Here is an 11,988-nt window from a genome sequence, read left to right as displayed (position 1 = left end):
ACAAGTCTATGGTCGTATTTTCATTAAATAAATAGATAATGAACAAAAGAGCGATTTGGATTTCGCTCTTTTTTCATTGCTCTTCGTCTTCAAATATAGAATTAATTTTTTCTGGTGATACAATGTATAAACCCATTTCCTCTTCTAATTCTTCGATTGACTTATTTTGTACCGTCTCGTCTTTTGATGTAAAGTCTTCCATTTTTATCACCTCAAAACTAGTATGTCCATTAATTGAATAGTTCCTACTCTGATAGAAAAACTAACTGTATATGTAGGATAGGAGACGAAATCATGAGATTTGGTAGTCATATTAGTATTAGGGAAGGGTATTTAGGGGCCGCCCAACATGCTCAAAAAATTGGGGCAAGAGCCTTTCAATACTTTCCAAAAAATCCACGAAGCCTGTCTGTTAAAGAATATAATATTCATGATGCACAAGAATGTGCGAAGTTTTGTATAGAGCATCATATCCAAACCATTGCCCATACACCATATCCAACCAATTTAGTTGCGGATGAAGGGCAAATTGAGCTTGTTAAGGACTCGTTATTAAATGATTTGGAGATTGCAAATGAATGCGGGTCGATTGGTGTGGTTGTTCATTTTGGTGTGTTGAAAAATGCTACAGACCCTCTAGAAGGCTATCAGCGGATGATTGGAACCTTCAATGACGTTCTGTCGAAGTGGGATGGTGAAGCATTGCTTTTATTAGAAAATAATGCCGGTAAAAGTGGGCCAACTGGAACAATGCTTGAAGAGCTTGTCCAAGTAAGGCAGCTTACAGAGTTTCCTGAGAAAATCGGTTTTTGTTTAGATACTTGCCATGTATTCGCAAGCGGTGTTTGGGATGGAGACAATTGGGCTGAGGTTGAAGCAAAAGGGACTGAACTCGGTTATTTTGAACATTTAAAAGCGGTTCATTTAAACAATTCAGCCTACCCAACCAGATCTATGAAAGACCGACATGCCAATATTCCCTATGGAGAGATAAAAATAGATCAAATCAAAGAATTATTATCGAGTTCCGTGTTTGGTGATATCCCGTTTGTACTCGAAACACCACACGAGAATCATTTTTCCCATGAGGATGAAATTAAGTTTTTGAATGAGATGATGGGTATCTATTCATAACAAAAAACCAGCCCGCAAAAGGCTGGTTTACATCATTTTTCACTTAACTTTATCCGTGCTGCTCTTTTCTGTACGATAACCAACCGACCAGATAATGTGACAGCACCGGCAGCTAATCCAACAATCAAGCCAATCCAATACCCGAACGCACCAAGCGTTGTAAATTTTGCCAAGACATATCCTACAGGTAAACCAATCACCCAATAAGAGATAAGTGTCATCACAAAAGTTGTGTTTACGTCTTTATAGCCACGTAGTGCACCTTGGATGGGTGCTGCAATGGCATCTGAAAGCTGAAAGAATATCGCATATACTAAAAATTGTGTCGTTAATCCGATAACTGCAGCATTTGTTGAGTACATTTTTGCAATTGGCTCTTGAAACACAAGAATAATCAATGCACAAACAAGCGCCATGACGACAGCGATACAAATGCCAAGTAAACTATATTGTTTTGCATCCTTAAATCGTTTCGCACCGACCTCAAAGCCGACTACGATTGTAAGTGCCATCGAAATACTTAAAGGAATCATGTATAGCAAACTCGCAAAATTAATCGCGACCTGGTGGGCAGCAATCGTAATCGTATTAAATTCACTCATTAACAATGTGACGGCTGAGAAAATACTTGTTTCAAAAAAGATTGCAAACCCAATTGGCAACCCGAGCTTTAAGATTTCGCCCCAACTTGAAAAAGATATTGAGTAAAGTTTTCGTAAAACACGATATTCAGTAAATGGGGGACGGCTTAAAATAATCCAAACGGCTAAAAACACAATCAGCCAATAGGTAATGGCTGTGGCATAACCTGCACCCGCACCACCTAATTGAGGAAAACCGAACTTTCCAAAAATCAACAGATAATTAAACAATACATTAATCGGTAACGAAGAGAGAGTAATAATCATCGTCACCCTTGTATGACCCAGTGCGTCAATAAATGATCTCAATACTGAATAAACAAAAAGAGGAACTATTCCAAACGAAAGTCCGATCAGATATTCCTTAGCTATTTCCCGAACTTCGGTTTCAAGATTCATAAGTCCTAATATGGGGTCAAGGACAAATCCACCAATTAAAGCAACGACTATTGCAATGACAACGGAGATGTAAACACCTTGCATCACGGAATATGGAACCTTATTTCTTTGTTTTGCTCCAACATATTGAGCGATAATGGGTGTCATCGCTACTAGTATCCCCGACAAGCCCGTGTACACCGGTACCCAAAGACTCGAACCAATCGCAACTCCTGCAAGGTCGTTTGCTCCAGCCCGACCAGACATCATCGTGTCCACAAAATTTATGAGATTAAGACCAATCTGTGTGGCCAGAATTGGAAAGAGGATATGAAAAAATAATTTATTTTTTTCTTTTAAATTAAATGTTTGATTCATAAAACGATTTCCTTTTGCCTTCCTTGATGATTAATGGATTATATCACAAAAATGACATAATGGTAGGTAAAAATTCTTCAATTGACAACCAGTACTCGTCCTTTTTTCTTTTTTAGTGTAAAGTAGTAAATGGGTATGAAAATAGCAAATCTAATCGAAACTAGGAGTAAAAGGGGGAATCCGACTTGATAAAGTTATTTTCAGATAGTGATTTAGACGGAGTAGGATGTGGACTTGTTGCCAAACTGGCATTTGGTGCTGAGGTTGATGTCTCCTATTGCTCTTACCGAAACTTAAACGAGCGCGTGGAAAAATATATTGAAAACCCGGAACACCATCAAGCAAAAGTATACATAACGGATCTTGCAGTGAATGATAAAAACGAAAAAGCATTGGAAAAACGTCATAAGGCGGGTCATTACATACAAATGGTTGACCATCATAAAACAGCCATGCATTTTAACAAGTATGACTGGGGATTTGTACAGGCTGAATATGAGTCAGGTAAGAAAACGTGTGCAACCTCACTCTATTATGAATTTCTTCTTGAGAAGAACCTCATCCAAAAACATACTGGCTTAGAGGCATTTATTGAGCTTGTAAGACTATATGATACATGGGAATGGGAAACTGAAAATCGAGTAGAAGCGAAACGCTTAAATGATTTATTTTTTATTATTGGAATTGAAGAGTTTGAAACGAAGATGCTAGAACGACTTCAAACCAATCAAGATACCTTCAAGTTAACGGAAGCGGAAGAATTTCTTTTAGATACGGAAGATAAGAAAATCGAACGATATATTAACTCGAAAAATAGACAAATGGTGCAAACCTTCATTGAAGATTATTGTGTGGGAGTTGTTCATGGGGAACAATACATTTCTGAACTTGGCAATGCACTTGGAAAGCTAAATCCACATCTTGATTTAATTGCGATACTAAATGTTGGCACGAAAAAGATTGGACTTCGTACCATATATGATGAGGTCGATGTATCTGAATTTGCGAAGCGATTTGGTGGTGGAGGGCATCCGAAAGCATCAGGATGTTCACTTGGCGATACAGCATTTGAGCTTTTTGTCAAAAATACATTCCCATTATATGCAATTCGCCATGATGCACCTGAAAACCAACTCAATCTCAAAGAGAATGATAATGGGACGCTGTTTGTGAATCGAAAAGGGGAAAAGTCCTTTATCTTTAAAAAGGATGTTCGTTGGGTTATTCACCACGACAAGAAAACACTCGATGCAAAGTTTTCAACGTTTGAAGAAGCGGAGCGCTTTGTAAAACGTCAATTTGCAAGTGGTTTAGCCTTCGATAATGAACTTCTTGCCTATATTGGTGAGCATCTTAATAAGAAAGAGGATGCGATTAAAGCAAACCTCGACGGCGCACTCGTAAGTCTAAAGAACCAATTTTAAATGAAACGTGTGTTCGTATGGTAAAATGTGCTATAATGAATAAGCAATAGTTTGTCCGGTAAGGGTGGTCGGCTAAGCTCCCAACTGAAAGGGGGTGATGCCTATATGACGATATATGAGAGCCTTGTGTTAATGCTTTCGTTCGCGTCGCTTGTTGTTGCGATTTTATCTTTTGACAACAATAAAAAATAGACCTCCCTTTTTCCGCTAAAAATCGGGTGAGGTCTATTTCATCTTAGGCTGATCCTCTTAGTGGGACCATTCTATTGCTAGGCCGTAGATGCTCGCAACATCTGCGGTCTATTTGTATTTTACGAGTATTTATTATTATAATACCATATCTTCATAAAAAATGTCACAAATACTTGAATTTCAAGGTGTATTCATTGCCTCCATGCAAAAACTTCGGTAAAATACGTGGGGACATAAGAGGATATTACATTATAAACATATGTATGAGAGGATTTGATACTTCATGACGATTCAACTAGAAGAATTGAAGTTACCGATAAATTTACAAGCTGAGATTTCAAATAGAAAGAACCAAGTTTCCGGTGATGAACTATTAATCGGAAAAGGTGGATACACTCCTTCAGATATCAATATTATTCGAGATGCAATTATTGCACTTAGCATTGGTAAAAATGTGCTATTAAAGGGCCCAACTGGTTCAGGTAAAACAAAACTGGCTGAAACCATTTCACAGTTATTCCAACAACCAATGTACAGTATAAACTGTTCAGTCGACCTAGATGCAGAAGCTTTACTTGGCTACAAAACAATTCAAGAGCATGATGGAAAAATGAAAATTGAATTTGTTTCTGGACCTGTAATCAATGCGATGAAAAAAGGCTATTTACTTTATATCGATGAAATCAATATGGCAAAGCCTGAAACACTGCCAATTCTAAATGGTGTACTCGATTATCGTAAAATGATCACAAATCCGTTTACTGCTGAAGTAGTTCGTGCGGAGAATGGTTTCGGCGTCATTGCCGCAATTAACGAGGGCTATGTTGGAACCGTACCTTTAAATGAAGCATTGAAAAACCGCTTTGTCGTTATTGAAGTACCATATATTCAAGGAGAAACACTTAAGGAAGTTCTTCAAGCACAAACAGCATTGAAGGACGAAAATATAATCAATAAATTTGTATCCTTGTCTGCTGATTTAATTACACAGGTCCGAGGTGGTATGCTTTCTGAGGAAGCGGCATCCATACGGGCATTGATTGATACTTGTGATTTAGCCCTGTATATGCCACCATTGCGCGCCATTGAACGTGGAATCATTGAAAAATTAGAAGATGATCGTGAGAAAGCAGCCGTTAAAAATATAGCAGAAACTCTGTTTGAGTGAGGTTTTTACAATGAGATTTATTCAATTTAATGATAAAAAGGTCGACTCCTTTCTATTCATGGAATTATCGGACCTTGCCAAAACAATCTCAAAAAATCCTGAACTCGAAATAGAGTTAGGTTATAAATCTTATCTTGACCCGATCCAGCAAAAGGTTATCATTAGTCATTTTTGGGATAATCGCACAACTAGCGACAAACGATATGGACTATTAAGTGATGTTTTTTTACGGACGATCGGTAGCATGAAATATACGGATTTTAAAGCAATTGATCGTTATTTATCATTCTGTAGGAAAAGCGATCTTCCGAGTTTCGCGAAACAATTGTTTATGCTGTTTGAAGATAGTCGTTTGGAAGAACAATGTAAAAAAGAACGACCAGGAACCCGAAAATCCTTTACTGAAAGACGATGTATTTATCGCAAGTATTATGAGGATCAGCTCCATGTCAACATTGTTAAAAGTGTACCAACAGATGCTTTGTTTAATGGTATTTTTGTTCTACTAACGGCTGAATCTCCACTTGAAGAAATTCCGTCTATTCAACAAAAAATTGATCTCTTGATTCCGTTTTTACGAAGTCAAATTGAGAAAGTCTTTGATGCAAAAAGTACAAAGGACATCGTCAAAATATGCACGGAAATCATCGATGTATTAGAGGATGTACTTGATGAAGATATGTTAAATACGTATTTTCATTTACCAGAACTCGATTATGAAATCCTTGAAAATGGCTTAACAATTGACGACTTGAAACGGAAGGATAAGTTGAAAAACAATGATGTACTTGATGATGTCAAAAAAGGGGATGAAGATATCCATGAAGAGAAGTTCGAAACCTGGCATCGAGAAACAAGTACACCAACAAAAAGCTTTTTACAATTTGATTTAGAACAAGGTTCACGAACGAATCTGATGGGTGAAGGAGCAAGAGAAGGCGAAGAGGGTGACCAGGCGTTAGGGATTGCCCAAGGCTCGTCTAAACAAAGTAAAAATAAAGATTATTCCAAGATGGAAGCAATGGAAATGGTGCATTCTGAAAAGGAAGGCTCCTCAGAAGCTGAATTTGGAAAAGAAAATCGTTTTGCTTACCCTGTCTTTAAGAATCCACGAAAACCAACGGACGAAGAAGTCATCCAATACGAAAAAAACAAAACGATCATCGCTCCTTATCAGAAAAAGCTAAAGCAAATGATCCTTAAAACATTGGAACATAAAAAGAATCTCCCAAGAGGAGATTTGCATTTTGGAAGATTAAATAAGAAGCTAATTCGCCTATTTACAGACGACAATCCTAGATTATTTTATAAAAAAGAACAGCCATCCCATCAAATTGATGCGGTATTCTCATTGTTAGTTGATTGTTCAGCTTCGATGTACGATAAAATGGATCAAACAAAGCTAGGGATTGCACTCTTTCACGAAGCATTAAAATCTGTCCAGGTTCCTCATGATGTGACAGGTTTTTGGGAGGACACCAATGATGCAGATAGCACAAAACAACCGAACTACCTGCAAACAGTGATCGATTTTGATTCGAGCTTAAAACGCAGCTATGGTGCGGAAATCATGCAACTCGAGCCAGAAGAAGACAATCGCGACGGTTATTCCATTCGTTTGCAAACGAAGAAACTATTACAACGAACCGAGAAACAAAAATTCCTACTTGTCTTTTCTGACGGAGAGCCCGCAGCATTCGATTATGAGCAAAATGGTATTATTGATACACACGAAGCTGTATTAAAAGCACGAAAACATGGTATCGAAGTCATCAACGTCTTCTTATCAAATGGAGAAATTGATGAAGGACAACAAACGACGATTCAAAACATATACGGTAAGTACAGTATTTTAGTACCAAACATCGAGCAATTGCCAGATGTGCTGTTTCCATTATTGAAAAAACTACTATATAAAAGTATTTAAATCCAGCTGCTTTCGGCTGGATTTTTTCTGCACTAGAATGTTATCTCATCCTCAATCATATGATGAATTATCAAGTAATTAGGGGTGAAGAATGTGCAGGATTCCAAGCGATTTACACAAATTCCGGAAGAACTCATTTCAAAGTATTTTACATTAAGTGAAAAGGCCAAGGAAATTGAGAAGGAATTAAAGGAAATGAAGAAGGTTATTAATGTGTATTTTGATGAGACGGTAGGAAAGCAGGAAAAAGGGGAGTCAATCGTTGGAGATTACAAGATTCAACGACAAATACGTACCTCTGAAAGCTACCATGATGAAAAAACGGTAAAGAAATTAGAAGAACTTAATCTTGTGGATTGCATCCGAATCATAAAGCAACCTGACCAGCAGAAGATTGATGCCGCTATTACACTTGGTCTTCTTGGACAAGCAGACATAGAGGATTGTATTGTGAAAAAGACAACAAATGCAATCACTGTTCGTAAACAATAAAAACAGGAGAGGATACTCTCCTGTTTTACTTTTAATCTACAACAATATAACCAATCATTGGACCGTTATTTTTAATATCGGAGTGATTCAAACAAATGATGCGATACATGCCTTCATCCTCAAAATTTGCATTAATCGTGATTTCTTCTCCTTTTTTCACTGTACCTTTGATGTCTGTACCTTCGATGTAGAATGAGTGCTCCTTGCCATTTACCCCATAAATACTAAAGGTCACTTCCTTACCTTGAGGAACATAGACTGTCCCCGGATTCCAGAAATATGATTCAATTTCTTTGCCATCATCCGTTTTAGATTTTAATTCTCCAGTTGTAATATGGATTACAACATCATCTTTGGCAGTTTGCGGGGCTATTGTTGGAATGATTTCAGGCTGCAACCATACCCAACCTCCAATCATTACCACTGCAGCAACAAAAGCGGCAACAATCCAACTCCTTTTAATCACAACAAATTTCATAATCAACCCTCCTATAGTTTGTCTCCCTATAATGTATGCTTGACCTACTCGAAAACTTGTCTACTATTTAAGTATTTTTAAAATTCTAAAAAGGACTTTTGCAAAAAATGTAGAATATTATAGAATATATAACTTTGAGCTTATGACCTGATTGAAGTGAAAGAAAGGACTTGAACGGTATGAATCCTGTGTTAGGAGAACTCATTTATTATCTCGAAAGCAATTTGTCGTTTTTTTTAACATCTTGGAAAGAAAAAACCGTGATGTCTGAGAATGACATTCATAAAGAAAAATTAGTATTAAATGGCTTAACAATGTTTGAACTGATAAAAAACTCAATGATCAATCCAATCGATGAAGAAGAACTAAAATCGTTTGCTCATAAACTAGCCAAAGAGCGAGTCGAAGCGAATATTAATATTGGGGAATTCATCTATAATGTAAATCTAGGTAGAACAGAAATTTTAAAATACATATACCGGTCTAAATTAGATCATGATCAATTAGACCCTGTTTTTGAAGAAGTGAATCGGATTTTTGATTTGTTCTCCTATTATGCTGTTTCCAAATATACAGAGATGAAAGAGAATCAGCTCCAGGAAAAGATTCAATACATAGACCAAAGCCATCAAGAGCGGCTTACCATTTTGGGGCAAATGGCATCTACATTTGTACATGAATTCCGTAATCCACTAACGGCAGTCATCGGTTTTGTTAAATTGATCGGAAATGATAACCCTAACATTAAATATTTGGATATTATCAGTCATGAACTCAATCAGTTGAATTACAAAATTTCGCAATTTCTTCATGTATCTAAGAAGGAATTAATCGAGAAAAGTGAAAATGAAGTTTCATTACTTGATTTATTTACTGAAATAACCGAATTCATTTATGCGAGTATTTTAGATGGTGATGTGCAAGTAGATACAAATATTGGTTCTAATATTTACATAACTGTTAATGAGGATGAAATTAGACAAGTATTATTAAATATTCTAATGAACTCCATTGATGCATTAAAACAAAGAGAAACAGACCGCAACATTATCATAAAGGGGTATAATCTTGATAATCAAATTATAGTCTCTATTTCTAACAATGGCCCAGCCATACCTAAGGAATCATTGGATACGATATTTGAACCCTTTTATACAACAAAGGAATTTGGAACAGGGATCGGACTTTTTGTTTGTAAAAAAATTATTGAAAAACACGGTGGATCCATATCATGTTCATCAGATTCCAATTTAACGGAATTTAAAATCGTTCTACCATACAGTGATGCTAGCTAAACTCGGGAAAAGACCGAGTTTTTTTATGTTTAGTTCCAGGCGCCATCGGTTCGAGGTCATAAGCCAATCGCTTCTGAAGGTAAAATGCACCTTCTGTCAGCGCTTATCACCTAAAGCTGTGCGCCTTGTACTTTTCTTTATGTCTGAAAATAGGAATCGTGTATAATAGGAAGAGTGAATTGGAGGAATTTATATGAAATCACTTGTTCTTGCAGAAAAACCTTCTGTTGGAAGAGACATTGCGCGTGTCCTTAATTGCCATAAGAAAGGGAATGGCTTTTTCGAAGGAGATAAATATATTGTGACTTGGGCACTTGGCCATCTAGTTACATTAGCTGACCCTGAAAAATACGGAGACCAATATAAATCATGGAAATTAGAGGAGTTACCGATTATACCGAATCCGCTAAGCCTCGTTGTCATTAAGCAAACAGGCAAACAATATAGTGCCGTTAAAACACAAATGCATCGTAAAGATGTCAATGAGATTATTATCGCAACGGATGCTGGTCGTGAAGGCGAGCTTGTTGCTAGATGGATCATTGAAAAATCAAATACACGTAAGCCGATCAAACGGTTATGGATTTCATCAGTGACAGATAAAGCGATTAAGCAAGGTTTTGCAAGCTTAAAAAACGGGAAGGAATATGAGAATCTCTATTCCTCAGCCGTTGCCCGTGCCGAAGCTGACTGGTTAGTCGGAATCAATGCAACAAGAGCATTGACAACAAAGTTCAATGCACAGCTCTCTTGTGGGCGAGTACAAACTCCAACATTAGCCATTATTGCAAAGCGTGGAGAAGAAATTCGGAACTTTAAACCAGTGCCTTATGTTGAAATAAATGCATTAACGGACGGCTTAATCTTGAAGTGGCAGCATGAAAAAACAAAGGAACAACGTATTTTTAAAAAGGAAGTTTCAACTGCCACTGTACGATCTCTTCATGGACAAGAAGCAAAAATTATAGACGTGCAAACTGCACAAAAGAAAAGCTATGCACCACAGCTCTATGATTTAACAGAGCTTCAACGTGATGCAAATAAACGGTTTGGATTTTCAGCAAAGGAGACCTTAAATGTTCTCCAAAAGCTTTACGAACAACACAAGCTTGTTACGTACCCAAGAACCGATTCAAAATTTCTATCAACAGATATTATAGATACACTGAAGGATCGAATTGAAGCGTGTATGGTGCAACCATACGCGAAGCTTGGTGCCAAGATCCTGAAAAGCGGGATTAAAACGAACAAATCGTTTGTTGATAATAGCAAGGTAACAGACCACCATGCGATTATTCCAACTGAGGATCGCCCTAATTTACAGGCTTTATCTGCCAAGGAAGAAAAAATATATGATTTAATTGTAAAACGCTTCTTAGCTGTTTTTCTTCCACCTTATACGTATGAACAAAAAACCGTTCAGGCACGCATTGGCAAGGAACTTTTCGTGGCAAAAGGGATTACTGTTTCATCATTAGGTTGGAAAGAAGTGATTACTTCAACTGACGAGAACGATGATGCAGGTCAAATACCAGCTTCCGTTCAACCAGGGTCAACTCTAAAGGTTCTTTCTGTAAAAGAAATCGAAAAAGAAACACAACCGCCAAAGCCTTTCAATGAAGGAACCTTACTTTCCGCAATGGAGAATCCAGCAAAATATATGGCTGGAGAAAGCAAGGATTTAATTGAAACCATTGGCAAAACAGGTGGATTAGGGACGGTAGCGACACGTGCGGATATCATTGAAAAGCTCTTTAATACATTTTTAATTGAGAAAAAAGGGCAAGACATCCACATTACCAATAAAGGAAAACAACTATTAGAGCTAGTACCAGATGATTTGAAATCTCCTGTACTTTCAGCTGAGTGGGAACAGAAGCTTGAACAAATCGCAAAAGGGCGATTGAAAAAGAATACTTTCATCTCGGATATAAAACAGTACACAAAAGAAGTTGTTAAAGATATCAAAATGAGTGATTCAAGGTTCAAGCACGACAATATCACAGGCACGAAATGTCCTGATTGTGGGAAATTGATGCTTGAAGTCAATGGGAAAAAGGGAAGAATGCTCGTTTGTCAGGACCGTGAATGTGGTCATCGTAAAAACATTGCAAAAGTAACAAATGCAAGATGCCCGAACTGCCACAAGAAATTGGAACTACGCGGGGAAGGGGAAGGCCAATTATTCGTATGTAAATGTGGACATCGAGAAAAATTGTCAACCTTCAACGAGCGACGCAAAAAGAACCAATCAGGAAAACTTTCTAAACGTGAAGTGACCAATTTCATGAAAAAACAGCAAAAAGAAGAACCAATAAATACCGCATTAGCAGATGCCTTAGCAAAGCTAAAGCTTGATAAGTAAACTGCTTTGGCACTTAACAAAATTGAACCTGAGTCTAGAATAGACTCAGGTCAGAGTGTAGACAAAAGGCATTTGGGAATCCTCTTATTCCCAAATGCCTTTTATTTTTTTCTATT

General features: G+C 37.3%; 11 protein-coding genes. 8 read left to right on the top strand and 3 right to left on the bottom strand.

Annotated elements, in window-relative coordinates; translation table 11 throughout:
• Positions 1 to 73: 73 nt before the first annotated feature.
• The gene (locus ACFSFW_RS22415) at positions 74 to 202 is read right to left on the bottom strand and encodes a hypothetical protein (RefSeq protein WP_257215739.1); all 129 of its coding nucleotides are present in this window, start codon (positions 200 to 202) and stop codon (positions 74 to 76) included.
• 92 nt (positions 203 to 294) lie between these two features.
• Between ACFSFW_RS22415 and ACFSFW_RS22410 the strand changes: the two genes are divergently transcribed.
• A complete protein-coding gene (locus ACFSFW_RS22410) occupies positions 295 to 1,134 on the top strand; it encodes a deoxyribonuclease IV (RefSeq protein ID WP_388041557.1) in 840 nt (279 codons plus the stop codon).
• Between the two features lie 32 nt (positions 1,135 to 1,166).
• On the opposite strand, the gene ACFSFW_RS22405 is transcribed toward ACFSFW_RS22410, so the two are convergent.
• Positions 1,167 to 2,531, bottom strand: a complete 1,365-nt coding sequence (locus ACFSFW_RS22405; RefSeq protein WP_388041555.1) for an MATE family efflux transporter — start codon at positions 2,529 to 2,531, stop codon at positions 1,167 to 1,169.
• Between the two features lie 185 nt (positions 2,532 to 2,716).
• Between ACFSFW_RS22405 and ACFSFW_RS22400 the strand changes: the two genes are divergently transcribed.
• The 5 genes from ACFSFW_RS22400 to ACFSFW_RS22380 all read left to right on the top strand — a co-directional run bounded on the left by ACFSFW_RS22400 (position 2,717) and on the right by ACFSFW_RS22380 (position 7,734).
• A complete protein-coding gene (locus tag ACFSFW_RS22400) occupies positions 2,717 to 3,955 on the top strand; it encodes a DHH family phosphoesterase (RefSeq protein WP_388041552.1) in 1,239 nt (412 codons plus the stop codon).
• 105 nt (positions 3,956 to 4,060) lie between these two features.
• Positions 4,061 to 4,147 carry a putative holin-like toxin gene (locus ACFSFW_RS22395; RefSeq protein ID WP_369695634.1) on the top strand — a complete coding sequence of 29 codons (87 nt, stop codon included), beginning with the start codon at positions 4,061 to 4,063 and terminating at the stop codon, positions 4,145 to 4,147.
• A 283-nt stretch (positions 4,148 to 4,430) separates the two neighbouring features.
• Positions 4,431 to 5,315 carry an ATP-binding protein gene (locus ACFSFW_RS22390; RefSeq protein ID WP_388041549.1) on the top strand — a complete coding sequence of 295 codons (885 nt, stop codon included), beginning with the start codon at positions 4,431 to 4,433 and terminating at the stop codon, positions 5,313 to 5,315.
• Between the two features lie 10 nt (positions 5,316 to 5,325).
• A complete protein-coding gene (locus ACFSFW_RS22385; protein WP_388041546.1) occupies positions 5,326 to 7,242 on the top strand; it encodes a vWA domain-containing protein in 1,917 nt (638 codons plus the stop codon).
• A gap of 93 nt (positions 7,243 to 7,335) precedes the next feature.
• Entirely contained in the window at positions 7,336 to 7,734 is a 399-nt protein-coding gene (locus ACFSFW_RS22380) for a hypothetical protein (protein WP_304214218.1), read from the top strand.
• Positions 7,735 to 7,765: 31 nt separating this feature from the next.
• Here ACFSFW_RS22380 and ACFSFW_RS22375 read toward each other — a convergent pair whose 3' ends face one another.
• Entirely contained in the window at positions 7,766 to 8,212 is a 447-nt protein-coding gene (locus ACFSFW_RS22375; RefSeq protein ID WP_388041543.1) for a cupredoxin domain-containing protein, read from the bottom strand.
• A 179-nt stretch (positions 8,213 to 8,391) separates the two neighbouring features.
• Here ACFSFW_RS22375 and ACFSFW_RS22370 point away from each other — a divergent pair, with 179 nt between their 5' ends.
• Together ACFSFW_RS22370 and ACFSFW_RS22365 are read left to right on the top strand one after the other, a co-directional pair.
• The gene (locus tag ACFSFW_RS22370) at positions 8,392 to 9,507 is read left to right on the top strand and encodes a histidine kinase N-terminal domain-containing protein (RefSeq protein ID WP_388041542.1); all 1,116 of its coding nucleotides are present in this window, start codon (positions 8,392 to 8,394) and stop codon (positions 9,505 to 9,507) included.
• A 193-nt stretch (positions 9,508 to 9,700) separates the two neighbouring features.
• On the top strand, positions 9,701 to 11,872 hold the full coding sequence (locus tag ACFSFW_RS22365) for a DNA topoisomerase III (protein ID WP_388041539.1): 2,172 nt from the start codon (positions 9,701 to 9,703) through the stop codon (positions 11,870 to 11,872).
• Positions 11,873 to 11,988 lie beyond the last annotated feature (116 nt).

The organism is Ferdinandcohnia salidurans (assembly GCF_042680725.1).
GTDB lineage: Bacteria > Bacillota > Bacilli > Bacillales > Bacillaceae_L > Ferdinandcohnia > Ferdinandcohnia salidurans.
This window is presented reverse-complemented; position numbering and strand designations above follow the sequence as displayed.

Excerpts from the sequence above, each read along its gene's own strand:
- ACFSFW_RS22415 (WP_257215739.1), bottom strand. The coding sequence starts at position 202 with ATGGAAGACTTTACATCAAAAGACGAGACGGTACAAAATAAGTCAATC.
- ACFSFW_RS22410 (WP_388041557.1), top strand. The coding sequence starts at position 295 with ATGAGATTTGGTAGTCATATTAGTATTAGGGAAGGGTATTTAGGGGCC.
- ACFSFW_RS22405 (WP_388041555.1), bottom strand. The coding sequence starts at position 2,531 with ATGAATCAAACATTTAATTTAAAAGAAAAAAATAAATTATTTTTTCAT.
- ACFSFW_RS22395 (WP_369695634.1), top strand. The coding sequence starts at position 4,061 with ATGACGATATATGAGAGCCTTGTGTTAATGCTTTCGTTCGCGTCGCTT.
- ACFSFW_RS22390 (WP_388041549.1), top strand. The coding sequence starts at position 4,431 with ATGACGATTCAACTAGAAGAATTGAAGTTACCGATAAATTTACAAGCT.
- ACFSFW_RS22385 (WP_388041546.1), top strand. The coding sequence starts at position 5,326 with ATGAGATTTATTCAATTTAATGATAAAAAGGTCGACTCCTTTCTATTC.
- ACFSFW_RS22375 (WP_388041543.1), bottom strand. The coding sequence starts at position 8,212 with ATGAAATTTGTTGTGATTAAAAGGAGTTGGATTGTTGCCGCTTTTGTT.
- ACFSFW_RS22370 (WP_388041542.1), top strand. The coding sequence starts at position 8,392 with ATGAATCCTGTGTTAGGAGAACTCATTTATTATCTCGAAAGCAATTTG.
- ACFSFW_RS22365 (WP_388041539.1), top strand. The coding sequence starts at position 9,701 with ATGAAATCACTTGTTCTTGCAGAAAAACCTTCTGTTGGAAGAGACATT.